Origin of the sequence: Pseudoalteromonas maris, assembly GCF_049257235.1 — a bacterium.
GTDB lineage: Bacteria > Pseudomonadota > Gammaproteobacteria > Enterobacterales > Alteromonadaceae > Pseudoalteromonas.
This window is the reverse complement of sequence record NZ_JBMMUF010000003.1, coordinates 275,735-298,710: the sequence shown is the minus strand read 5'-3', so window position 1 is coordinate 298,710 and position 22,976 is coordinate 275,735. Positions and strand designations below refer to the sequence as shown.

Annotated in this window: 29 protein-coding genes; 16 read left to right on the top strand and 13 right to left on the bottom strand. The window is 44.8% G+C overall.

The annotated features are described in order from the left end of the window. Positions 1 to 2: 2 nt before the first annotated feature. Genes rapZ through AAEU32_RS06330 form a run of 10 tightly spaced genes read right to left on the bottom strand, consistent with a single transcriptional unit; the run spans position 3 to position 7,483 of the window. Positions 3 to 848, bottom strand: a complete 846-nt coding sequence (rapZ, locus tag AAEU32_RS06375) for an RNase adapter RapZ (protein ID WP_421969689.1) — start codon at positions 846 to 848, stop codon at positions 3 to 5. Between the two features lie 58 nt (positions 849 to 906). After that, complete coding sequence (ptsN, locus tag AAEU32_RS06370) at positions 907 to 1,353, bottom strand: PTS IIA-like nitrogen regulatory protein PtsN (protein ID WP_421969688.1); 447 nt, start codon at positions 1,351 to 1,353, stop codon at positions 907 to 909. Between the two features lies 1 nt (position 1,354). Continuing rightward, positions 1,355 to 1,642 (bottom strand): ribosome hibernation promoting factor, encoded by a 288-nt coding sequence (hpf, locus tag AAEU32_RS06365; RefSeq protein WP_022945550.1) that lies wholly within the window; start codon positions 1,640 to 1,642, stop codon positions 1,355 to 1,357. 25 nt (positions 1,643 to 1,667) lie between these two features. Next, on the bottom strand, positions 1,668 to 3,161 hold the full coding sequence (locus tag AAEU32_RS06360) for an RNA polymerase factor sigma-54 (protein ID WP_421969687.1): 1,494 nt from the start codon (positions 3,159 to 3,161) through the stop codon (positions 1,668 to 1,670). A gap of 24 nt (positions 3,162 to 3,185) precedes the next feature. Beyond that, complete coding sequence (gene lptB / locus AAEU32_RS06355) at positions 3,186 to 3,911, bottom strand: LPS export ABC transporter ATP-binding protein (RefSeq protein ID WP_421969686.1); 726 nt, start codon at positions 3,909 to 3,911, stop codon at positions 3,186 to 3,188. Beyond that, entirely contained in the window at positions 3,908 to 4,441 is a 534-nt protein-coding gene (gene lptA, locus AAEU32_RS06350; protein WP_421969685.1) for a lipopolysaccharide transport periplasmic protein LptA, read from the bottom strand. The genes lptB and lptA overlap by 4 nt, the downstream gene beginning before the upstream one ends. Then, the gene (lptC, locus tag AAEU32_RS06345) at positions 4,431 to 4,985 is read right to left on the bottom strand and encodes an LPS export ABC transporter periplasmic protein LptC (protein ID WP_421969684.1); all 555 of its coding nucleotides are present in this window, start codon (positions 4,983 to 4,985) and stop codon (positions 4,431 to 4,433) included. Before lptC ends, lptA begins: the two co-directional genes overlap by 11 nt. Further along, positions 4,982 to 5,533: a 3-deoxy-manno-octulosonate-8-phosphatase KdsC gene (gene kdsC / locus AAEU32_RS06340; RefSeq protein WP_421969683.1), complete on the bottom strand. Its 552-nt coding sequence runs from the start codon at positions 5,531 to 5,533 to the stop codon at positions 4,982 to 4,984. Before kdsC ends, lptC begins: the two co-directional genes overlap by 4 nt. Next, the gene (locus AAEU32_RS06335; RefSeq protein ID WP_421969682.1) at positions 5,533 to 6,501 is read right to left on the bottom strand and encodes a KpsF/GutQ family sugar-phosphate isomerase; all 969 of its coding nucleotides are present in this window, start codon (positions 6,499 to 6,501) and stop codon (positions 5,533 to 5,535) included. Before AAEU32_RS06335 ends, kdsC begins: the two co-directional genes overlap by 1 nt. Before the next feature lie 10 nt (positions 6,502 to 6,511). Beyond that, positions 6,512 to 7,483, bottom strand: a complete 972-nt coding sequence (locus AAEU32_RS06330) for a calcium/sodium antiporter (RefSeq protein WP_421969681.1) — start codon at positions 7,481 to 7,483, stop codon at positions 6,512 to 6,514. A gap of 203 nt (positions 7,484 to 7,686) precedes the next feature. Here AAEU32_RS06330 and AAEU32_RS06325 point away from each other — a divergent pair, with 203 nt between their 5' ends. Genes AAEU32_RS06325 through murA form a run of 7 tightly spaced genes read left to right on the top strand, consistent with a single transcriptional unit; the run spans position 7,687 to position 12,342 of the window. Further along, on the top strand, positions 7,687 to 8,481 hold the full coding sequence (locus tag AAEU32_RS06325; RefSeq protein WP_421969680.1) for an ATP-binding cassette domain-containing protein: 795 nt from the start codon (positions 7,687 to 7,689) through the stop codon (positions 8,479 to 8,481). Continuing rightward, on the top strand, positions 8,481 to 9,269 hold the full coding sequence (gene mlaE, locus AAEU32_RS06320; RefSeq protein ID WP_421969679.1) for a lipid asymmetry maintenance ABC transporter permease subunit MlaE: 789 nt from the start codon (positions 8,481 to 8,483) through the stop codon (positions 9,267 to 9,269). Before AAEU32_RS06325 ends, mlaE begins: the two co-directional genes overlap by 1 nt. A gap of 12 nt (positions 9,270 to 9,281) precedes the next feature. Beyond that, entirely contained in the window at positions 9,282 to 9,836 is a 555-nt protein-coding gene (gene mlaD / locus AAEU32_RS06315) for an outer membrane lipid asymmetry maintenance protein MlaD (RefSeq protein WP_421969678.1), read from the top strand. Between the two features lie 5 nt (positions 9,837 to 9,841). Beyond that, positions 9,842 to 10,519 carry an MlaC/ttg2D family ABC transporter substrate-binding protein gene (locus tag AAEU32_RS06310; RefSeq protein ID WP_421969677.1) on the top strand — a complete coding sequence of 226 codons (678 nt, stop codon included), beginning with the start codon at positions 9,842 to 9,844 and terminating at the stop codon, positions 10,517 to 10,519. Beyond that, a complete protein-coding gene (locus tag AAEU32_RS06305; protein WP_421969676.1) occupies positions 10,512 to 10,805 on the top strand; it encodes an STAS domain-containing protein in 294 nt (97 codons plus the stop codon). Before AAEU32_RS06310 ends, AAEU32_RS06305 begins: the two co-directional genes overlap by 8 nt. A gap of 5 nt (positions 10,806 to 10,810) precedes the next feature. Then, positions 10,811 to 11,068 carry a BolA family protein gene (locus AAEU32_RS06300; protein ID WP_421969675.1) on the top strand — a complete coding sequence of 86 codons (258 nt, stop codon included), beginning with the start codon at positions 10,811 to 10,813 and terminating at the stop codon, positions 11,066 to 11,068. Between the two features lie 14 nt (positions 11,069 to 11,082). Further along, a complete protein-coding gene (murA, locus tag AAEU32_RS06295; RefSeq protein ID WP_421969674.1) occupies positions 11,083 to 12,342 on the top strand; it encodes a UDP-N-acetylglucosamine 1-carboxyvinyltransferase in 1,260 nt (419 codons plus the stop codon). A gap of 81 nt (positions 12,343 to 12,423) precedes the next feature. Here the strand turns inward: murA and AAEU32_RS06290 are convergent, their stop codons facing one another. From AAEU32_RS06290 to AAEU32_RS06280, 3 genes are all read right to left on the bottom strand, one after another. Beyond that, positions 12,424 to 13,506 (bottom strand): trypsin-like peptidase domain-containing protein, encoded by a 1,083-nt coding sequence (locus AAEU32_RS06290; protein ID WP_421969673.1) that lies wholly within the window; start codon positions 13,504 to 13,506, stop codon positions 12,424 to 12,426. A gap of 99 nt (positions 13,507 to 13,605) precedes the next feature. Further along, positions 13,606 to 14,958 (bottom strand): DegQ family serine endoprotease, encoded by a 1,353-nt coding sequence (locus AAEU32_RS06285; protein ID WP_421969672.1) that lies wholly within the window; start codon positions 14,956 to 14,958, stop codon positions 13,606 to 13,608. A 120-nt stretch (positions 14,959 to 15,078) separates the two neighbouring features. Beyond that, on the bottom strand, positions 15,079 to 15,528 hold the full coding sequence (locus AAEU32_RS06280; RefSeq protein ID WP_421969671.1) for a ZapG family protein: 450 nt from the start codon (positions 15,526 to 15,528) through the stop codon (positions 15,079 to 15,081). Between the two features lie 99 nt (positions 15,529 to 15,627). Between AAEU32_RS06280 and zapE the strand changes: the two genes are divergently transcribed. The 9 genes from zapE to aroK all read left to right on the top strand — a co-directional run bounded on the left by zapE (position 15,628) and on the right by aroK (position 22,967). Continuing rightward, a complete protein-coding gene (gene zapE / locus AAEU32_RS06275; RefSeq protein ID WP_421969799.1) occupies positions 15,628 to 16,716 on the top strand; it encodes a cell division protein ZapE in 1,089 nt (362 codons plus the stop codon). A 234-nt stretch (positions 16,717 to 16,950) separates the two neighbouring features. Next, the gene (gene rplM / locus AAEU32_RS06270; RefSeq protein ID WP_421969670.1) at positions 16,951 to 17,379 is read left to right on the top strand and encodes a 50S ribosomal protein L13; all 429 of its coding nucleotides are present in this window, start codon (positions 16,951 to 16,953) and stop codon (positions 17,377 to 17,379) included. 7 nt (positions 17,380 to 17,386) lie between these two features. Then, positions 17,387 to 17,779 (top strand): 30S ribosomal protein S9, encoded by a 393-nt coding sequence (gene rpsI, locus AAEU32_RS06265; RefSeq protein ID WP_347391384.1) that lies wholly within the window; start codon positions 17,387 to 17,389, stop codon positions 17,777 to 17,779. Between the two features lie 469 nt (positions 17,780 to 18,248). Further along, positions 18,249 to 18,845 carry a ubiquinol-cytochrome c reductase iron-sulfur subunit gene (gene petA / locus AAEU32_RS06260; RefSeq protein ID WP_421969669.1) on the top strand — a complete coding sequence of 199 codons (597 nt, stop codon included), beginning with the start codon at positions 18,249 to 18,251 and terminating at the stop codon, positions 18,843 to 18,845. Then, a complete protein-coding gene (locus AAEU32_RS06255) occupies positions 18,845 to 20,110 on the top strand; it encodes a cytochrome b (protein ID WP_421969668.1) in 1,266 nt (421 codons plus the stop codon). The genes petA and AAEU32_RS06255 overlap by 1 nt, the downstream gene beginning before the upstream one ends. Then, positions 20,107 to 20,844, top strand: coding sequence for a cytochrome c1 (locus AAEU32_RS06250; protein WP_421969667.1), 738 nt, complete (start codon positions 20,107 to 20,109; stop codon positions 20,842 to 20,844). Before AAEU32_RS06255 ends, AAEU32_RS06250 begins: the two co-directional genes overlap by 4 nt. A gap of 139 nt (positions 20,845 to 20,983) precedes the next feature. Further along, positions 20,984 to 21,610 (top strand): stringent starvation protein SspA, encoded by a 627-nt coding sequence (sspA, locus tag AAEU32_RS06245; protein WP_421969666.1) that lies wholly within the window; start codon positions 20,984 to 20,986, stop codon positions 21,608 to 21,610. Further along, positions 21,610 to 22,089, top strand: coding sequence for a ClpXP protease specificity-enhancing factor (locus AAEU32_RS06240; RefSeq protein ID WP_421969665.1), 480 nt, complete (start codon positions 21,610 to 21,612; stop codon positions 22,087 to 22,089). The genes sspA and AAEU32_RS06240 overlap by 1 nt, the downstream gene beginning before the upstream one ends. 359 nt (positions 22,090 to 22,448) lie before the next feature. Beyond that, positions 22,449 to 22,967 carry a shikimate kinase AroK gene (aroK, locus tag AAEU32_RS06235; protein ID WP_421969664.1) on the top strand — a complete coding sequence of 173 codons (519 nt, stop codon included), beginning with the start codon at positions 22,449 to 22,451 and terminating at the stop codon, positions 22,965 to 22,967. Positions 22,968 to 22,976 lie beyond the last annotated feature (9 nt).

The following is a 22,976-nucleotide window of genomic DNA, read 5'->3' as shown; positions in this document are numbered from 1 at the left end:
CGTTACTTTTCCTGTTCGCGATGACGTATTTTGACATTAGGGTAGGTATCCATGAAGCGCTCACCGAGCGTTTGAGCTAGGTATACTGAACGATGCTGACCTCCCGTACAGCCAATGGCTATGGTCAAATAACTACGATTGTTGCGCTCGAGATGAGGCAGCCACGTTTGTACAAATGTTTGAATCTGCCAGGTAAATTTTTGCACTATGCTGTCGCTAGAAAGGTAATCTTTCACGGGTTGGTCAAGGCCAGTTAGCGGTTTTAAATCAGGCTCCCAGTGCGGGTTAGGGAGGAAACGCGCATCGAATACATAGTCAGCATTTTTTGGAATACCGTGTTTAAAGCCAAATGATTCAAAGGTAATAAGCAAGGGTTTGTCCTTTTTGCCCATAACCTTTTCGCGGATCATCTCTGCTAATTGATGCACACTCAGCTCACTGGTATCAATGATGAAGTTTGCGTGTGAGATAAGCACATCGAGCAACTTTTTCTCTTCCTTGATGGCGATATCCAGTGGCAAATTTTGCATTGATAGAGGGTGTAAACGGCGAGTTTCAGAGAACCGCTTTATGAGTGTTTGCTCATCGCTATCGAGGTAAAATAATGATGGCTTTGAGAACTCAGGTAGGTATCCAAGGATATCGCTAAACTCTTGTTCTTCTTTGGGTAAGTTACGTACGTCAATGCTGACCGCTATTTTGTCGTAACTATCAGAGACGCTGCGCACCAGAGAGGGGAGTAAGTTAACAGGGATATTATCAACACAGTAGTAGCCCAAGTCTTCCAAAACTCGTAACGCTACGGATTTGCCTGATCCCGAACGGCCACTGACGATTATCAAGTCCATTTCTAACCCCTCACTAAGCATATATGCGTAATAATCATCACACTTATACGCAGTAGAATTAGGTGATGATCAGCTCAAACAACTCTTGATCGCTTGTGACGGCTCTAAGTTGTTTACACAGTTGTTTATCTTTGAGTTTATCAGCTATTTTCGCTAAGGTCTTGAGATGTTGGTCACATTGGTTATCTGGTACGAGCAGTGCGACAAAAATATCTACAGGGCGGTTATCAATCGCATCAAAATTGATGGCTTCTTTGCTGGTAACGACTAAAGCGATGATTTCATCAAGGCCTTCCAAACGGCCATGAGGGATAGCAATGCCGCGGCCTATGCCGGTGCTACCTAATTTTTCACGCGTTAAAAACGCATCGAGCAGTGTTTGCTCGCTCAAGTGAGGCGCATGTTGATGAGCAACCTGAGCAAGGTACTCCAGCATTCTTTTTTTGCTATTAAAAAGGACCGCAGCTTTGCTGCAGTCCTTTGAGAAAATATGTTCTAGGCTCATATTAGTGTCGAGACAATTTCTCTTTATGTTTGATTACTTGACGATCCAATTTGTCGATAAGGCCATCGATCGCCGCATACATATCTTGATGCTCCGCGGTTGCGAACAGTTCGCCACCATTTACGTGAAGAGTTGCTTCTGCTTTTTGTGTGAGTTTCTCAATATCAAGGATGACATGCACATTATTGATATGGTCAAAATGACGCTCAAGTTTTGCAAATTTGCTATTTACATAGTTACGAAGAGAGTCTGTGATTTCAACATGACGACCGGTAAGATTTAATTGCATAAGCATTTTCCTTCTTGTCTTGCGTCTATATCAAGCTTTTACGCTGATTTGACGGTGGAATGGCTAACGATTCACGATATTTTGCAATCGTTCTTCGAGCCACTTTAATTCCTTGCTCTGCAAGTATGTCCGCAATTTTGCTATCGCTCAATGGCTTAGCTGGGTTTTCAGCGGCTACTAGCTTCTTGATCAATGCTCTTATCGCTGTGGATGAGCATTCACCTCCGTTTTCAGTATTCACATGGCTGGAGAAGAAGTACTTAAGCTCAAATATTCCCCGAGGTGTGTGCATGTATTTCTGAGTGGTAACGCGCGAGATTGTTGACTCGTGCATTTCAACCATTTCTGCCACATCGTTGAGGACCATTGGTTTCATCGCTTCTTCGCCATGTTCAAAGAATGCCTGCTGTTGTTGAACAATGCAATTAGTTACTTTGAGTAGCGTATCATTGCGTTGTTCCAGGCTCTTTATAAACCATTTTGCCTCTTGTAAGTGAGAGCGAATAAATTGGCTGTCACTTTGTGATTTACAGTTACGCCCTAGTGAAGCGTAGTGATCGTTAACGCGTATTTTAGGCATGCTGTCTGGGTTCAATTCAACCACCCAGCGGCCCTTTACTTTTTTCACTGACACATCAGGTATCACGTATTCCGACTCTTCGCGAACGATGGTCGCGGCGGGTTTTGGATTCAGACTATGTATCAGTGTCATCACCTCTTTTAACTGCGCTTCTTTAAGCTTAGTCTTTTTCATCAAGGTGCGATAGTCGCGATTTCCTAGCAAATCAATGTAATTACAAATTACCTCTTTCGTTTCTCTAAGCCAAGGGGTTTGAGGTGAAAATTGATTGAGCTGGATCAACAAGCATTCTTGTAATGAGCGCGCGCCTATTCCCACGGGATCAAATAACTGAATACGTTTGAGTACCGCCTCAATTTCGTCTAATTCAATCTCTTCTTCTTGCTCTTCGTGATTAAGGCTTTCAAGTAAGTCTTCGGTTGTTACCGTCAGTAAGCCGTTATCGTCGATGGCCTCAATGATAGCCGTTGCAATGGCTTCATCAATTGGACTAAACGGTGTGAGTTGGAGTTGCCACATCAAGTAATCGTGCAAGGTTTCAGTTGTTTCACCTTGATACACAGATTCGTCATCAGGCATGGGGCCTGCAGAGGCCACGGGGGCCGCGCTAATGTATTCATCCCACGACACATCCATGGGCAAGTCATCGCCCATAGACTCGCTGCTCATGGCATCAGAACTCTCCATTTGGTCTGAAGTTTGAGTTTCTACCTCATTTTTGTCTTCGCCATTGCTGTGAGAGTCTTGGTCATTATCAGACTTGTCATTGTTATCTGAATAACTTTCCTCTTCGACTTCAAGCAGAGGGTTTGCGTCTAGCGCTTCTTGAATTTCTTGCTGGAGATCCAAAGTACTGAGTTGCAACAGGCGAATGGCCTGCTGCAGTTGTGGAGTCATTGTTAATTGCTGGCCTAAGCGCAGCTGTAATGATTGCCTCATGTACTCTAACAATCCTTTTTATTGTTATAACCTAAATTGTTCACCTAAATACACATCACGAACGGTTTGGTCTGCCAGAACCTCCTCAGGACTCCCTGAGGCGATCAATTCACCATGAGAAACGATGTAAGCTGTTTCACACACGTCTAATGTTTCACGCACATTGTGGTCAGTGATAAGTACGCCAATGCCACGATTACGGAGGTGTTCAATAATTTTCTTTATATCTAACACCGAAATAGGGTCGACACCAGCAAAAGGTTCATCTAACAGGATAAATTTCGGATTTGCGGCTAATGCGCGAGCAATTTCGACGCGACGGCGTTCACCGCCTGATAAAGCCATCCCCTGTGATTCTCGAATGTGCTGAATGTTGAACTCATCAAGCAAACTCTCAAGCTCCTCTTCACGACCCGCTTTATCCAAATCTTTTCGGGTTTCCAAAATCGCCATGAGATTTTGATATACGCTAAGCTTTCTGAAAATTGAGGACTCTTGCGGTAAGTAACCTATCCCCAAGCGAGCACGAGAGTGCATTGGTAAAAGCGTGATATCTTGCTCATCAATACTGATCATACCTTTATCGCTCGGCACCAAGCCAACAATCATATAGAAGGTTGTGGTTTTACCCGCACCATTAGGGCCAAGCAAACCGACAATGCTGCCTGCTTTTACCTCTAAACCCACATCTTTTACTACTTCACGGCCCTTGTAGCTTTTTGCTAACTTTTGCGCCTTCAGTGTGGTCATGGTTGTTCCTTCTCTTGTGGCTGCTGCTCACCTTGCGGTGTAAGCGTTGTGCGTACACGTGTGCTTGAGTCTTTGTCCTTTTCTGCGCTGATAGTCTGCTTATCTATATCATAGCTGATAGTTTCAGCGACGATCTGTTGATCCGCCATTTGAATTTTTGCATCGCCTTTGATTTGCAGCATTTGTGTGGCTACGTCATAGCGGATCTCTTTTGCTGATGCAGTAATTTGCTTACCGTCTGCCATAGTTTCGATATACATCGCAGGGTCGCCTGTGGCGATCAGTAATTGTTTGTTGTCGCCAAGCTCAGGGCGGCGGTGGGCTTCTAATCGATCCGCTTTTATTTCACGGTTACCATGGACTATATGCACATTCTTATCAAATATGGTGGTGTTTTCTTTGATTAGAGCTTGTTGTCTGTCTGCGTCAATAAACACCTTAGAGATGGCATCTACTTGCTCTGCGTGTAACTGGAAAGCACTTAAACCAAGCGCAAAACCAAGAATTAATACATTGAATTTATTGGTCATAATATACTGTTCGCGTATGTTTTATCAGTTCTACTATCTCTGCATTGATATCGGCTTTCAAGCCTTGGCCAATGATCACTAAATCTGGCCCCCGTAATTCTACGGCTTGTTCTGATTCCATTTTCTGTGCATCGATATCGATTTCAATAGCAGTCGCTTTAACTTGTTCGATCATCGCCCCTACAACTAAGTTGGTGGCGATAACATTATTTTCCAAGATTAAAATATTATTGTTGTACAGGGTTGCTTCATCAGCGGTCAGACGCCAACGCTCGCCATTGTTGTACAAGGTGAACTCGGGCTTGGTGAAATGAGTAAACCCTAGCTCATCAAACATTTCCATTCGTTCAGCGTAAACGCTGTGGCTTAACGTACCCTTATCGTTATAGTTTCGCTGACGCAGGCCATTGGCAATATAATCCGGCATGGCAATGTCTTCTTGTGCGTCGACGACTGGCTGCTCTTCTTTTATAAAATAGGGCGCCCATAACCACGCCATGATAGCCAAGAATATAATGGATATGAGCAGCCGAGCATTATTCATGAACTGGTTCCTTGGGTGCCAAGTGAGTGGCCTTGGGCCAGCATTAACAAGTCTGTCAGCTCTCGCACCGCACCAAAACCGCCGGGCATGAGTGTAGTGTAGTGACTAATGCGTTTAATAAGTGGGTGTGCGTCGTTCACTGCAACCGCAAAGCCAACTTGTTGCATTACCGGCAGGTCAGGACCATCATCACCGATATAGGCTACTTGGTCGTTGGTCAGACTGAGTGCTTGTTTTAATTCTGCGTAGGCTTCTAGCTTGTTTTCCTTGCCCTGATAAATATGCTTTACACCCAAGCTGGTCATTCGGGTCTCAACAATGTGTGATTGGCGGCCAGTGATGACCGCGACGTGAACACCTGTTGCCATCAGAGCTTTAATGCCAAAGCCATCTTTGGTGTTGAACGCTTTAAGCTCTTCCCCTTGGTTACCGAGGTAAATACGGCCATCAGAGAACACACCATCAATGTCACAGATAAGCAGCTTAATTGCTTTAGCCTTTTGCCAAGCTGCATCTTCAATTGGTTGATATAACTCAGTAAATAACATTACAGCACTCCTGCGCGCAGTAGGTCTTGCATATTAAGGGCCCCAATCGGACGCTGCTGCTCGTCAATGACAATAAGTCCATTGATGCGCTTTTTCTCCATAATGTTTAACGCTTGCGCTGCCAACATATGTTCATCAGCTGTAGTGCAATTAGGCGTCATGACATCAACTAATGCTGTGTTATGGATATCGATACGATGCTCAAGCACACGACGTAAATCGCCATCAGTGAATAAGCCCACGAGTTTACCATCGTCATCGATGACAGCTGTCATACCCAAACCTTTGGTTGAGATCTCAAGGAGGGCATCTTTTATACTTTGAGACTGATGAGAGCGCGGCACATTATCACCAGCATGCATCACATCTTTGAGTGTGAGTAACAGACGTTTACCTAAGCTGCCACCTGGATGTGATAAGGCAAAATCGTCGGCGGTGAAGCCTTTGGCCTCCAGTAGGGCTACGGCAATGGCATCGCCCATTGCAAGTGTAGCTGTGGTGCTAGCTGTGGGCGCTAAGCCTAAAGGGCAGGCCTCTTGTGATACGCCGATACAGATATGTAAATCTGCGAGTGTGGCCATGCTCGAACTCGGGCTACCTGTCATCGCAACCAATGCTGCACCTATACGTTTAATCACTGGAATGATGCTAACAATCTCATGGGTTTCACCAGAGTTGGATATTAATAACACCACATCTTGTGAGGTGATCATTCCTAAATCACCATGGCTGGCTTCGCCTGGATGCACAAAAAAGGAAGGCGTGCCTGTACTGGCCAACGTTGCTGCGATCTTATTGCCGATATGGCCTGATTTACCAATACCTACAACAATGATGCGCCCCACACATTCTTTCATCAGCTCACACGCTTGGCTGAACTGCTCATCCAAATGAGCAAATTGTTCTTCAAGAGCTTTTGCTTCTGTTTCAATTACGCGTTTGGCTGTTGCTATATAGCTTTGTGTCATGTGCAATTCTCTATGCTATCTGACTAAAAATATATCCTTGGTAAGCAAAAAATGCGATCACCAACATGCCACCTTCCACTCTGTTGATGCGTCTTGCACCGCGAAAGTTCAAACTCATTGCCATTAACACTATGGTGGCAGCAATCATAACCAGAGCATCCCGATTGGCTGCTGATGCATCTATGATTGATGGGTTAAGGATGCCCGCTATGGAAAGTACAGCAAGGATATTGAAGAGGTTGGAGCCAACAATGTTACCTAGCGCCAAATCATCTTCTTTTTTCAGTACCCCTGCGACGCACGCAGCGAGTTCCGGTAAGCTGGTTCCTACAGCAATAATTGTTAACCCAATTACCAAGTCACTTAAGCCAAAATATTGGGCGATTTCTACAGCTGATGAAACGATAAAATGAGAGCTTAGCGGCAGCAGAATAAGACCGATAGCTAACCAAAAAAGCGCGACTTTCGTGGTCACGTCGTTGGGGATTTCATCGCATGCCTCGCTGATGAACGGATCATCTTCGGCATTTTTTTGATTGCGAGATATAACGATTAAAAAGCTAATAAAAGCGACAAATCCAGCCAGCAGCAGCCAACCTTCTGTTTGTGAGAAGTAATTATCAGTAAACATATACCATGCAATCACGGAAACCACTAAAACGAGTGGCATTTCTCGCTTTAAGGTAATCGAAGACACAGATAAAGGTCTTAAAAGCGCGGTAATACCTAATACTAACAAGATATTGGTAATGTTAGAGCCAATGGCATTGCCAACTGCTGTGTCGGTTTTATCAGCCAATGCAGCTTGTGCAGAGACCATCATTTCAGGTGCTGAAGAGCCCATCGCAACAACGGTTAAACCAATGATTAAAGCTGGTACACCTAAGTTGCGCGCCAAAGCCGCAGCGCCGAAAACAAACCTATCCGCACTCCATACGAGTGCAACAAAGCCGGCGACGAGAATGGCAAAAGAAGTAAGCATGATTGCAAAGCCGAAAAGTAATAATGAACACTGGCGCAAATAGTAACAAAAGCCGCTGTAATTGTGTAAAAAAACGCATCGAAATTGTGCGTCAATGAAAGAATTTCTCTGATCTTACAAATTTTTACAGATTCTTTTTTCCCTTATTGTAAAAAAACTTTAAAATGCGAGGTCTATCGATAGAAGATTTGTGGGAGAGCGACTTGTCGCAACCAATCGTAGAGATCAAGGACGTTACCTTTAAACGCGCTGAGCGTGTGATCTATCAAAATATGGATTTCACCATTCCCAAAGGGAAAATTACCGCGATTATGGGCCCTAGCGGCATAGGTAAGACGACCCTGTTACGTCTCATTGGTGGTCAACTCAAGCCTGATAACGGTGATATTCTTTTCCAAGGCCAAAGCATTCCAAGCATGACCCGTGCCGAGCTTTACCGTGCGCGCACTAAAATGAGCATGCTGTTTCAAAGTGGCGCGTTATTTACCGATATGTCGGTGTTTGACAATATCGCATTTCCGCTGCGCGAACATACCCAGCTTAGTGAAGAGTTGATTCGCCTGATTGTGCTTATGAAGTTACAGGCCGTGGGTCTGCGTGGTGCAAAAGATCTTATGCCTGCTGAGTTATCGGGTGGTATGGCAAGACGAGCAGCGCTTGCGCGTGCTATTGCACTAGACCCTGAGTTTATCATGTATGACGAACCATTTGCTGGCCAAGACCCTATATCAATGGGGGTATTGGTGAAATTAATCAAATCATTAAACGAAGTATTAGGTTTGTCGTCTTTGATTGTGACCCATGATGTTCCTGAGGTAATGAGTATCGCTGATCATGCCATTATCATTGCTGAAAAAGGGGTGATTGGTGCAGGCAGCCCTGAGCAATTGCGTAAGCATGAATCACCGCTGGTACAACAGTTCTTACAGGGCTTGTCGGATGGGCCCGTACCTTTTCATTTTGACGCTCAGCCCTATGAGCAGGAGTTGTTGTCATAATGTCTGCATTAATTGAATTTTGGCAGCGTCTTGGCCATAAAACGCTGAGCCGATTCGCGTCAATGGGCCGTGCAACCCAGATGTTGTTAGGTGCACTGCTTAGTATGCCCAACTTCCGTAAAGGCGCGCCCTTACTTATTCGCCAGCTCTATATGGTTGGCTTTTTGTCACTTATTATTATCGTGGTTTCAGGATTATTTATCGGTATGGTGCTGGCCTTGCAAGGTTACACGGTATTGGTGGATTACGGAGCTGAAGATAGTCTAGGTCCATTGGTCGCGTTAAGTTTACTTCGAGAGTTGGGACCGGTGGTCACGGCTTTGTTGTTTGCTGGGCGTGCTGGCAGTGCGCTGACAGCAGAAATTGGCCTTATGAAAGCAACTGAGCAGCTAACAAGTCTAGAAATGATGGCCGTTGACCCTCTTAAAAGAGTCATTGCTCCACGCTTTTGGGCGGGTATGATCAGCATGCCTGCATTAGCACTTATTTTTTCAGCAGTTGCGATTATTGGCGCGCACCTTGTTGGCGTTGATTGGTTGGGAGTGGATAGAGGAAGCTTCTGGTCAATTATGCAATCGCAAGTGTCTTTTGAGAAAGATATCCTCAACGGCATCATCAAAAGCTTTGTATTCGCCCTGCTCGTTACTTGGATTGCACTATACAAAGGCTATGACTGTGTACCAACGTCAGAAGGTATCAGTCGCGCGACCACAGAAACTGTTGTGCACTCTTCACTAGCCGTACTTGGCTTCGATTTTATTTTGACCGCCGTGATGTTTGGCGGCTAAAGGATTAACACCATGAATTCGAGAAAAATTGAAATTTTGGTTGGCTTGTTCGTCTCTATGGGCGTTGCGGCATTGGTTATGCTGGCGCTAAAAGTTGCCAATGCTGGTATTGATGGCGGTAATGGAACCTATTCATTGCACGCTAAGTTTGAAAACATAGGATCGTTAAAAGTACGCGCACCTATTAAGGTCGGCGGAGTAGTGATCGGTAGGGTCGACGAGATTATGGTTCACCCCACTGAGTTTGTGCCTGTTGTTTATATGGCGATTGATACTAACTACGAATGTAAATTCTCAGATGCGACGTCAGTTTCTATTTTGACATCGGGTATCCTGGGTGAGCAGTACCTAGGGATCAATCCTGTTATTGCCAGTGATACAGCCCAGCAAACATGTTTGGGTAATGAGGTTGCAAAGCGTGATGAAGCTGACGAACTGTCTATTGACGCCATCTTTGGTGTGCAGTCTACGGCTTTAAAGGACGGCGATATGATCACCGATACCAAGTCAGCCTTGGTATTAGAAGAGCTTATTGGCCAATTTTTATTTAATCAAAGTAGCGAGTAGTTTTCATGGGTAAGTTTGTAAATCTATTAATTGGCGCTTTGTTGGTATTGGCGCCAGTGACACAAGCAGCGCAAATCGAGCTTGATGACCCATTTGCTATGGTTCAGCAAGTAGCCGATAAAACATTCAAACGCATTGAGAAAGATCAAGAGCAAATTATTGCGGATAAAGAACACCTCAAAGTGATTGTTGAGCAAGAGTTGCTACCATACATTGACTACAAATATGCGTCATATCGTGTACTTGCTAGCTATATTCAAAAAGCGCGCTCAATTGAAGACCCACAAGAGAAAAAGCAAGCGATTGAGAATATCAAACGCTTCATGGATGTGTTTAAAAATTACCTAGTGACAACCTATGCGGGTGTGTTCACACAATACACTGATCAAACTGTTATTTTTGAGCAAGCACATGAAGTTGGCGATGCAAATGTCGTCGTAGTAAAAACAACAATCAAGGATCCAGGTAAACCGGATATTGATATTGGCTTCAAAGTGCGTAAGGATAACAACAACAACTGGCGCGCTTATGACATGATAGCTGAAGGTATTAGCCTACTAGATGCCAAACAAAGTGAATTACATGGTATCTTGCGCCAAGAAGGCATTGAATATGTGATTGATTTACTGGATAAGAAAAGTAAGTTGCCAGTTCAGTTTCGTGGCGAAGGTGGTAATGAGTAACCTTATATTATCGCGAAACAGTGAGAGTCAATTCACCCTCGAAGGTGAATTGACCCGTGTCAGTGTTGCCGACAAGACCCTAGTTCAGCAGTTATTAACCGCGAGTGCGGATACTGTGCAACTAAACCTAGAAAAAGTAGGGCGTGTTGATACAGCCGGATTAGCTTGGTTGTTAGATTGTTTATCGCAATTGCGTAAACAAGGTAAACAACTACAGTTAGAGCATATTCCTGAACAGTTGCACAAGTTGATGCAACTAGGTCAGGTAGACAATATTTTTGAGTGAGAGTAATGCAAAGCAGTCAAGTTGAAGCTTTATTGAAAGAAGAGCTAGAGCTCGAGGAAGTCATCGTTAAAGTTGAAGGTACCCATTATCAGGTAATCGCTGTGGGTGACTGCTTCGACGGGGTAACCCCGGTAAAAAAACAACAGCTCGTTTATAAGCCGCTGATGGATCAAATTTCAGACGGCACGATTCACGCAGTCACCATTCGTGCATTCACGCCACAGCAGTGGCAACGCGAACGTAAATTTATCCTCCCGCAATAACAGGTTATTTCATAATGGACCATTTTATTATTCAAGGTGGCACCCCTTTAAGCGGTGAAGTCACAATTTCAGGTGCGAAAAATGCTGCACTACCTATTTTATTTGCCGCGTTACTCGCTGACTCAACAAGTTGTTTCAGCAACGTGCCAAAGCTTCGCGATATCACTACCACAGAAGCGTTGTTAAAAGAGCTGGGCGCTGAGGTTTATTGGCGTGATGGCAATCTTTACGTTGATGGTGGGACTGTTAACAATATCCTCGCGCCATACGAATTAGTAAAGCAGATGCGTGCTTCAGTGTTGGCATTAGGCCCTTTACTGGCGCGTTTTGGTAAAGCACAAGTGTCTTTGCCGGGGGGCTGTGCTATTGGCGCTCGCCCTGTTGATATCCATATTCAAGGTATGCGCCGCATGGGCGCGGAAATTGAAGTTGAAAACGGCTACATCCATGCGCGTGTTGACGGTCGTTTGAAAGGCGCTGAAATCTTCATGGACACAGTGAGTGTAGGTGCGACTGAAAACCTTCTTATGGCTGCAACGTTAGCCGAAGGCAACACAGTACTTGAGAACGCAGCTCGCGAGCCAGAAATCAGCGATTTAGCGAAATACCTTAATAACATGGGCGCGAAAATCACAGGTGCTGGTACAAGCCGTATCGAGATTGAAGGTGTTGAGCGTTTAGGTGGTTGCGAGCACGCAATTTTGCCTGACCGTATCGAAACCGGCACTTTCTTAGTGGCAGCAGCGATGGCTAAAGGTGATATTCTGTGTAAGAACACTGACTATCACAGCTTAGAGCCGGTGATTGAGAAGCTGCGTGAAGCCAATGCCCATATCGAAGTGACTGATAACACCATTTATCTCGACATGCGTGGCCGCGAGCTAAAAGCAGTCAATATCAAAACTGCGCCGCATCCGGGTTTCCCAACAGACATGCAAGCACAATTCACGGCATTAAATGTTGTTGCAAATGGCAGTGCGACTATCACTGAAACCATCTTTGAGAATCGTTTTATGCATGTGCCTGAGTTACAGCGCATGGGGGCAAACATCCGCCTAGAGGGCAATACCGCAATTTGTGGTGAGTCGACCAAGCTTAGTGGTGCTCAAGTGATGGCAACCGACTTACGCGCCTCTGCGAGTCTAATCTTGACTGGGATTATCTCCGAAGGAGAGACGCGCGTAGACCGTATTTATCACGTGGATAGGGGCTATGAGCACATTGAAGATAAACTCAGTGCGCTTGGTGCAAATATTAAGCGAGTAAGCGCTTAATTGCCTGATATAAAAGAAAAAAGCTGCATAATGCAGCTTTTTTGTTCGTTTACTTATAAAGTATACTGTGTACGAGGGCCATTACATTTGCGTTTCAAGCTCGGCAACCGTAACCACTAAACTCATCAGCTTACCACCGCGCTGTAACTGCACTTCTAATTTGGTACCCGGTAAAGTGTTAGCGATTCGCTCTAAACTCTGCTGAATATCACTAACAGAGTAACCATCCATACTCACCACGATATCTCCTTCTTGAATACCCGCTTGCCATGCAGGCCCGAGAGGATCAAGGTTATCAATACGCATACCGGCAATCGCCATTTGGTTGTTGGTTACGTCACGGCCTTCTTTATCCACCGCGGTGACATCCATGCCCATGTAACCACGTACAACGCGTCCATACTTTATGAGTTTGTCCATGACATCTTTGGCAAGAGAATAGGGCACTGCAAAGAAAATACCCTGAATATCAAGGTTTCGGCGCGTTTTAAATTGTGCCGAAGTAATACCGACTAAATCACCATGAGAGTTAACGAGCGCTCCCCCTGAGTTTCCGACGTTTATAGCTGCATCCATTTGCAACAAGCTTGAGTGAGAGCTGTCGGTAAGGCGTTGCTTACCTGTTGCGCTGACAATACCTTGCGTAATCGTTTGCCCTAAGTTGAGAGGGTTACCTATAGCCAGTACAACATCGCCGACTTGAGGAGAAAATGACGGGTTAATCGGAATTTTAGGCAGATCTTGCGCCTCTATTTTTAGGAGAGCTAAGTCAGTGACGGGATCAAAACCCACCAAACGCGCATCACTGTAGTGACGACCATCACTGAGCATGACCATGATCACATCGGCGCTGTTAATCACATGGTAATTAGTCAGAATATAACCATCACTGGACATCAGCACCCCAGAGCCAATCTCGGATACGGTGTTTTGCTGTTGCAGGTATCGAGGTTGTGTCGAAATTCGTTCTGAATACACAGTCACAACCGCAGGGGCTGCGCGTTTTACCGCTTTGGCATAGCTCATGTGCGAGCCATTAAATGCATCACCGGCTAACAAGGGCAGAAGCGACTCACGTAAGGACGGTATCGCCAGCATGATGACAAAAGCTAGCCCTAATCCACTCAATAGTGGCACAAGTATAAATTTGAATTGTTTTAGCACGGAGTCATTATTATTAGTGTATTGAATTGATATGATGGCATACAAATAGCAACAGCGGCAAGGGTGCCGCTGTTGAATCTTAGGCGCAAACCTAGAGAGTTACTGGATTGGCGCGAAGAAGGTGCTATTACCGCGACGCACAACGAGGACGATGTTGCCGTCAATATCGGCGATAGTGCTGCTGAGCTCGCGCACAGTTTCTACGCGCTGACGGTTAACCTGAGTGATCACGTCTCCTTCTTCAAGTCCGAGGCGCGCTGCAACCGAGCGAGGGTCGACCGAGTTGACAATCACACCCTTGATACCGTTGCGTTTACCCGATTCTAGCTCAGCGCCGGCAAGTGCCGGGTGAACTTCAGCTGCTTCTTTGGCAATGTCACCTGCGGCAGCAAGTGTGACGTCCACCTCAATTTCATCACCATCGCGATATAAGCCAATTTCTACTTCTTTACCTTCACCTAAAGTGGCTATTTTACCTTGTAGCTCTTGGAAGCTGCGAATGTCGTTGCCATTAACACTAATAATAACGTCGCCTGCTTTAATTCCTGCTTTTTCGGCTGCCGAGTCTTCAACGACTCGCTCAACCATGGCGCCTTGTTTAACCTCTAATCCCAGCGCTTTGGCATAACCTGCATCGAGTGTACGTCCAGATATACCCAGAGAACCACGGCGTACTTGCCCATATTCGATGATTTGGTCAACAAGGTTCTTCATCATGTTCGATGGTATGGCGAAACCGATGCCAACATTCCCGCCGGAAGCACCGAGAATGGCCGTATTAATACCGATGAGTTCACCTTTTAAGTTAACAAGCGCACCGCCTGAATTACCTTGGTTAATAGCCGCATCGGTTTGAATAAAGTCTTCGTAGCCTTCAATATTTAGACCGCTGCGCCCAAGCGCACTAACAATCCCCGATGTTACTGTGTGGCTGAGGCCAAATGGGTTACCGATGGCAACTGAAAAGTCGCCCACACGTAACTTATCGGAGTCAGCGATGCTAATTTCGGTGAGATCGTCGCCATCGATTTGCAGTAAAGCGATATCTGATTCTTTATCCGCGCCGATCAGCTTCGCCTCGAACTCGCGACCATCTTCTAAAGTAACAAGCATTTCTTGTGCACCGTCAATCACATGGTTGTTGGTGACAATATAGCCGTCGTCTGCATCAATAATGACGCCAGAACCCAAGCCACTGAAGGGGCGCTTTTGCGAGCGAGGTTGTGGTCGACCGAAGAAAAAATCAAACGGGTCGACACGTGTTCTTACTTCTTTTGAGCCTGAAACGCGGATACTGACAACCCCTGGGGTAACGCGCTCAAGCATAGGAGCTAGAGTTGGGAGTTGTTGTCCATCCACGGCCACGGGAAGTTTTGCGTGGCTGATGCTAGGTTGAATAAATAGGGTTGCCGATAAAATCGCGGCACTGAGAACTGATAACTTCATTTTCATAGTACAGAAACACTCCAAAAGAGAGGGCCGCATTGCAGCCCGTTACCTATAAAGCTATTTTCTATACTGACTATGGGGTCACTAATTTAGTTCCTCAAGAGCTAAACGATTGCTTATTTATCAAGCAGGTTGCTGCTCGGTTTCCTTTTTCTGGCCGCTAAATAAACCTGATTCACCCGCGGCATAGTCGGCCGGTTGACTGTCGTGCACTGTATTGATGCCATGACGCTCTGGGCGCTGACTTAATGAGGCATGAAGTTGCTCAGTGGTCTCTTTAGAAAAGAACGGTTGGCTCATATCGATGTTTTTCTTAGCAAGCAATAAATGGTCGCTTTGCTGTACATGGTTTGCCAGTTGTTCGTAATTATCTTTGAGTTTACTTATCAGTTTATTGGTGTTGTCGAGGTGGTCAGCGACGTCCTGACGATACTGCTCTAACTCACGTTGTGCAGTTTGCGCTTGCTCCTCAAGCTCTTCTTGTTTAAACCTTTTCTTGGTGAACCATCCGCCGAGAAAGAAACTGGACGCGGCGATGATGATAACTACTCCTAACCAAGTGATTGTCGACATAGACTTCCCCTTATGAAAACTTACCAGCCAAATATACGCTTTGTGATGAGCCGTGTTAAGATAGCGCAAAAATTTACACCTAACTACGCCGTAAATACCATGACACCTTGGCAAAAATATCAACAAGACTTACAACGAGATGACTTCCTTTTCGATGCAGCACAAGAAAATGCGGTAAAGCATTTGCAACGACTGTTCGATGACATTGTTGCTCAGCCTAAGAAGCCTTCAGGTTTTTTTGCGAAGCTCTTTTCCAAGGATAGCACGAAGCCAATTAAAGGGCTCTATTTTTGGGGTGGTGTTGGACGTGGTAAGACCTACCTAGTTGATACATTTTTCGAGGCACTCCCTACTGAGCGAAAGATGCGTGTGCACTTTCACCGCTTTATGCACCGTGTGCATCAAGAATTAAAGCAACTCAAAGATGTAAAAAATCCACTTTTAACGGTGGCTGACAAGCTAAAAAGCGAAACTGACATCATCTGCTTTGATGAATTTTTTGTCCAGGATATTACGGATGCAATGTTGCTAGGCGGCTTGATGGAAGCCTTGTTTGAGCGTGGCATTATTTTGGTTGCAACGTCGAATATCGTACCGGATGAACTATATAAAAATGGCTTACAGCGTGCGCGTTTCTTACCGGCCATTGCACTTGTTAATGCCAATACCGAAGTAGTGAATGTGGACTCAGGAGTCGATTACCGTTTGCGTACGCTAGAACAAGCAGAGATTTTTCACAGCCCACTTGATGAGCAAGCAGATAAAAACCTGTTTGCCTATTTTGAGCAGCTGTCGCCTGAACCTGGCCGTGCGAACGAGGCCATCGAAATTGAAGGGCGTATGATCAAAACACGCATGGTGTGCGATTGTATCGTAATGTTCGACTTTCGTGAGTTATGCGAAACAGCGCGTTCGCAAGTTGATTACATGGAAATCTCACGCTTATACAACACCGTGTTGTTATCCAACGTGAAGCAAATGGGGCAACACAATGACGATGCTGCCCGTCGTTTCATCGCGCTTGTTGATGAGTTCTATGAGCGTAATGTGACTTTGATCATCTCCGCAGAAGCGGACATCGAGCAACTTTATACTCAAGGTACCCTGAATTTTGAGTTCAAGCGATGCATTAGTCGCTTACAAGAAATGCAATCTCGCGAATACCTTGAACGCCCGCATTTAGCCTAGCTCGAGGGGCGCAAAAAGAGTCGCTTAAAAGGTGAACAAAAAAACACCTAAGCGGTAGCAATCTCTATTTCGAGCTGGTATACTCCCGCGCCTACCACTAGCCGTTCTACCTCGGTTGTTTAGCCACTACTGAGGGTTAAGTCTTAAACTCGAAGGGGTTGAAGCAAATTTAATAGAGCAGCAGAAATACTTTCTGCTTGTGGTTTTATAATTGTAAACATTGGATTTTTATAAATGAAAACGTTTGTTGCTAAACCAGAATCAGTAAAACGTGACTGGTACGTAGTTGACGCTGAAGGTAAAACTTTAGGTCGTATCGCTACTGAAATCGCTCGTCGTCTTCGCGGTAAGCATAAAGCTGAGTACACTCCACACGTTGATACTGGTGACTACATCATCGTAATCAATGCTGAGAAAGTTACTGTAACTGGTAACAAAACTCAGAACAAAATGTACCACGCACACACTGGTTACCCAGGTGGCCTGAAATCTATCAACTTTGAGAAGCTTCAAGCTAAAGCACCTGAGATGATCATTGAGAAAGCGGTTAAAGGTATGTTGCCACGTGGTCCTCTAGGCCGTGCAATGTTCCGTAAACTTAAAGTTTACGCAGGTACTGAGCACAACCACGCTGCACAGCAGCCTCAGGTTCTAGACATTTAAGGAGCACATCATGGCAAATCAATACTACGGTACAGGTCGTCGTAAAAGTTCAAGTGCTCGCGTATTCTTACGCCCAGGCACTGGCAACATCGTAATCAATCAACGTTCTATCGAAGAATACTTCGGTCGTGAAACTGCTCGCATGGTTGTTCGTCAGCCTCTAGAGCTTGTTGAAATGACTGAAAAGTTTGACCTATACATCACTGTTGAAGGTGGTGGTACTACTGGTCAAGCGGGTGCTATTCGTCACGGTATTACTCGTGCGCTGATGGAGTTTGACGAGTCTCTTCGTTCTCCACTACGTAAAGCTGGCTTTGTTACTCGCGACGCTCGTAAAGTTGAGCGTAAGAAAGTGGGTCTTAAGAAAGCACGTAAGAAAACACAGTTCTCGAAGCGTTAATTTATTACGTATCCAGAATTTCAAAACCCGGCTTTGCTTTTGGCAAACCGGGTTTTTTATTGCCTGTTGCAAAAATTTCTCTTGGTCTTTGCTTTTTCAACACGAATATTTCTTAATTTCACTGATTTAATGCAAATCAGACCGATAATCCTAGAAAATTTTTGCTACAATTGCGGGGCAAATAGACTATTGGTTTTTAAATTACTTAGCTGCTTGGATATTGATCTTTATCACCACCGGCGGCGAGTAAGTGCGGTACTATTAAACACTGCTTAATAATCGAATAAGCGTTTTGGTTGCGTACAACGTACAAGACGGGTGTTTATTCGACTGCGAAACAGTGAATAACCTTGTTTTAATCAAGGCTTTTATTTATGATCGCTTCTATTTTGTAACTTCAAAAAATTAACCTGCTGTAACTGATGTTCTCAATATAGCAAGTGTTGAGAATCATAGTGGAGATAAGTGGATGAGCAATGCGCCTGTAGACAACAGCCGACGCCGCTTTTTGACCATTGCTACCTCTGTTGTAGGTGGCGTGGGTGCGGTTGGAGCTGCTGTTCCTTTTATTGCGTCTTGGAACCCTAGTGAAAGAGCTAAATCTGCGGGTGCACCCGTAGAAGTAGATATTTCAAAGCTAGAACCAGGACAACTGATCCGTGTTGAATGGCGAGGCAAACCTGTATGGGTTATTTCGCGCACACCGGAAATGCTAAAACAACTTAAAGCACACGAAGATAAACTCCGTGACCCTCAGTCTGAAGAACCGCAACAGCCTGAGTTCGCGCAGAACGAGTTCCGTTCTATTAAAGAAAGTATCTTTGTTGCTGTGGGTATTTGTACTCACCTAGGTTGTTCACCAAGCTTCTTACAAGGTGGCTTTGGTGAAAAAGTGGAAGGTACAGATGATGGTTTCTTCTGTCCATGTCACGGTTCTAAGTTTGACATGGCTGGTCGAGTATTCCAGTCGGTTCCAGCGCCTCTAAACCTAGAGGTCCCTCCTTATTATTTCATTGACGACACAACTATCTTAGTTGGTTTAGAAGAAGGCGAAGGGGCAGCATAATGTTTGGTAAAATTATCAGTTGGATTGATGATCGTATTCCAATGACTCGCGTCTGGAATATGCACATCGCACAATATCCCGCACCGAAAAACTTTAACTTCTGGTACTTCTTTGGCTCACTAGCCATGCTAGTACTCGTAAACCAAATCGTAACCGGTATCTGGTTAACGATGAACTTCGTACCTTCTGCTGAAGGCGCGTTTGCTTCTGTAGAATACATCATGCGTGATGTTGAATACGGTTGGTTGCTACGTTATCTGCATTCTACGGGTGCCTCGGCGTTCTTCGTAGTTGTTTACTTGCACATGTTCCGTGGCATGATCTACGGTTCTTACCAAAAGCCACGTGAGCTACTGTGGTTGTTCGGTATGTTCATCTTCTTAGCACTAATGGCTGAAGCGTTCATGGGATACTTACTACCATGGGGTCAAATGTCATTCTGGGGTGCACAGGTAATCATTTCACTGTTTGGTGCGATTCCTGTTATTGGTGACGACTTAACACTTTGGATCCGTGGTGACTACGTAATTTCAGGTGCAACGCTTAACCGCTTCTTCGCCCTGCACGTAATTGCACTGCCACTTGTGCTAGTTATTTTAGTATTCCTTCATATTGTTGCGCTTCACGAAGTGGGTTCAAACAACCCAGACGGTATCGATATCAAGCGTAAGAAGGGTACAGTTGCTGAAGAAGACAAAGCAAAATTCGAATTCCACGAATACTATACAAATAAGAAAGACATCGTTGATGCGATCCCTTTCCACCCTTACTACACAGTAAAAGATATTGTGGGTGTTGTGGGCTTCTTGATTTTCTTCTGTTACGTGGTGTTCTTCGCACCAGAGATGGGTGGTTTCTTCCTTGAAGCGCCTAACTTTGAAGCTGCCAACCCACTGAAAACACCTGAGCACATCTTCCCTGTTTGGTACTTCACGCCGTTCTATGCGATTCTGCGTGCAATCCCAGACAAGCTGCTGGGTGTAATTGCAATGGGTGCTTCAATTGTAGTGCTAGCGCTACTACCTTGGATTGACCGTGGTAAAGTTCGCTCGATTCGCTACCGTTGTGGTTTACACAAGCTAAACATCGCACAATTTGTAGTAACTTTCGTAATCCTAGGTTGGGTTGGTGCTACTCCGCAAACGGACTTTAAGACGATATTGTCGCAAATCACGACGGTGACGTACTTCATGTTCTTCGTGTTATTGTTCTTCTATTCGAAGAATGAGAAAACTAAGCCATTGCCAGAGAGGTTGACGAAATGATGAAAAAGCTAGTTATTGGTTTATTCGCATTGCTGCCAACACTATCTATGGCAGCTGGCCCATCGATGCCATTGCAAGATGCAAACATCGATTTGACTGACCAAGCTTCATTGCAGCGCGGTGCCAAGTTATTTATGAACTACTGTCTTGGTTGTCACCAAATGCAGTATCAGCGTTATGAGCGTACATTCCGTGATATCGGAATCCCAACTGAGATTGGTGAAGAGACGCTTATTTTCGATGGTTCAAAAGTAGGTAGCCACATTACTAATGCAATGGACGAAGATGATGCGGCGAAATGGTTTGGTGCTGCGCCACCAGATTTAACGCTTATTGCTCGTGTTAAATCACCTGACTACATCTACACGTACTTAAAGTCGTTCTATAAAGATGAGTCACGTCCATTTGGCGTTAACAACATCGTGTTCCCTTCAGTAGGTATGCCACACGTTCTGCAAGAACTTCAAGGTTTACCAACTCCTGTATATGAGGAAGTTGAAGAGAACGGTAAAACAGTTAAGAAAGTGGTTGCAGTGGAAACTGACGGCACAGGTGAAATGAGTGATGTTGAATACGACCAAGCTGCTCGTGACATTACTAACTTCCTTGAGTACGTAGGTGAGCCATCGCGTTTAGAGTCAGAATCATTGGGTATCAAAGTACTTGGTTTCCTATTTATTCTGTTCATTCTTGCTTTCTTACTGAAGAAAGAATACTGGCGTGATGTTCATTAATTAGAATAATCAACCAGTTAACTGAATAGGGGCGTATGCCCCTATTGCTGTTTATAATGATTGCTTAGAATTTGACCAAATTCTTGAGCGCTGATCTAAAAAGTATTAAGTACTTTGTGATTTTTTAATGGAGGTAGGCATGGCCGTTGCTGCCAATAAACGCCCTGTAATGACGTTGTTTTCCGGTGCTAACTGTATGTACAGCCATCAAGTTCGAATTGTGTTGGCTGAAAAAGGCGTTAGCGTGGATATTCATTTGGCGGAGAAGGATAACTTGCCAGAGGCTTTGCACGAAATTAACCCGTACGGCACAGTTCCTACTTTGATTGATCGTGAGCTGGGTTTGTACCAAGCAAACATCATTATGGAATATTTGGATGAGCGCTTCCCGCATCCTCCGTTAATGCCTGTATACCCAGTAATGCGTGGACGCAGTCGTTTGATGATGCACCGTATCGATACTGATTGGTATTCTCTGGCTGCAAAAATTTATGCCGGTGGAAGTGATGCAGAGCAAGCTCGCAAAGAACTAACTGAAGCTTTGCTTTCTGTAGCACCTATCTTCAATGAAGCACCTTACTTCATGAGTGAAGAGTTTAGCCTAGTTGACTGTTACTTAGCGCCACTATTATGGCGTTTACCTGAGCTAGGTATTGAGCTAAGCGGTGCTGGCAGTAAAGAGCTTAAAGAATACATGATCCGCTTATTCGAGCGTGAGTCATTCCAAGCATCTCTAACTGAAGCAGAACGTGAGATCCGTCTATAATGACGCCGAATAGACCTTATCTACTTCGTGCTTTCTATGATTGGATAGTTGACAACCAGTGCACTCCGCACCTGGTTGTTGACGCCGATTTTGCGAACGTACAAGTGCCATTGCAATTTGTTCAAGATGGGCAAATTGTACTGAATATTAGCCCAACTGCTGTTACAGCATTCTCTATGGATAACGCCGCATTGTCTTTTAATGCGCGTTTTGGCGGACAGCCTATGCAGGTGTTCGTGCCAATGGGAGCAATCTTGGCTATTTATGCACGTGAAAATGGTGAAGGCACCGTATTTACTCATGATGAGACTTACGAAGAGCAACAGAGTGAAGGCGCAGTACCGCAAAGCACTGAGTCAGCAGAACACTCTAATGCTGGATTTGAGGCGATAGAAAACCCTAATCCGCACACGAGTCGTGAACAAAGTCAGGACGACAAAAAAGGTAAGAAAAGCAGTCACTTAAAAGTGATCAAATAAGCCTAAGACTGTTAGTCTTTGCGGTTTGTTTTATGCGCTAAATTGCATGCACCGTCATTGCCGTTTACTCGTTAAACGTGACGCGCCTGAAAGTTCAGTGAAGTATTATTTTAGGCACATAAACAGCAAAGGTTAATAGGCTTTAATCCACGACTAATCATAGAAAGCCAACGTATTACAGAATCGTTTTCACGACTTGATTGGATTTCTATCACCGACCATCCGTCTACTGTAATTATTTGCAGTATTATGCTTGAAAACAGGCATAAATTACTGAGATAATCTCACCCTTGAATTTTGGGGCCAGTCGCGAGGCGGGGTTTTATTTCAAATTTTAGAGTTCGTTTGTACTAAAAGATATGGCTGAGAAACGTAATATATTTCTAGTAGGTCCTATGGGGGCCGGAAAGAGCACAATTGGTCGCCACATTGCAGACCAACTACACCTTGAGTTTTATGACTCAGATAACGAAATCGAGCGCCGCACAGGTGCGGATATCGCTTGGGTATTTGATATTGAAGGCGAGGATGGTTTCCGTCGTCGTGAAGAAGCAGTGATCACTGATCTTACTGAACTTCAAGGTATCGTACTTGCAACAGGTGGTGGTTCAGTAGTCAGTAAAGAAGTACGCAACAAACTGTCTGCTCGCGGTATCGTTGTATACCTAGAAACCCCAATCGAAAAGCAAGTTGCTCGTACACAGCGTGACAAGCGTCGTCCTCTGTTACAAACAGAAGAAGCACCTAAAAACGTATTAGAACGTCTTGCCGAGGAGCGTAATCCTTTGTATCAAGAAGTTGCTGATATCGTGGTGCGTACTGACGAGCAAAGCGCTAAAGTCGTTGCGAATCAAATTATCGAGAAACTCAATTTCTAAATATTAAAA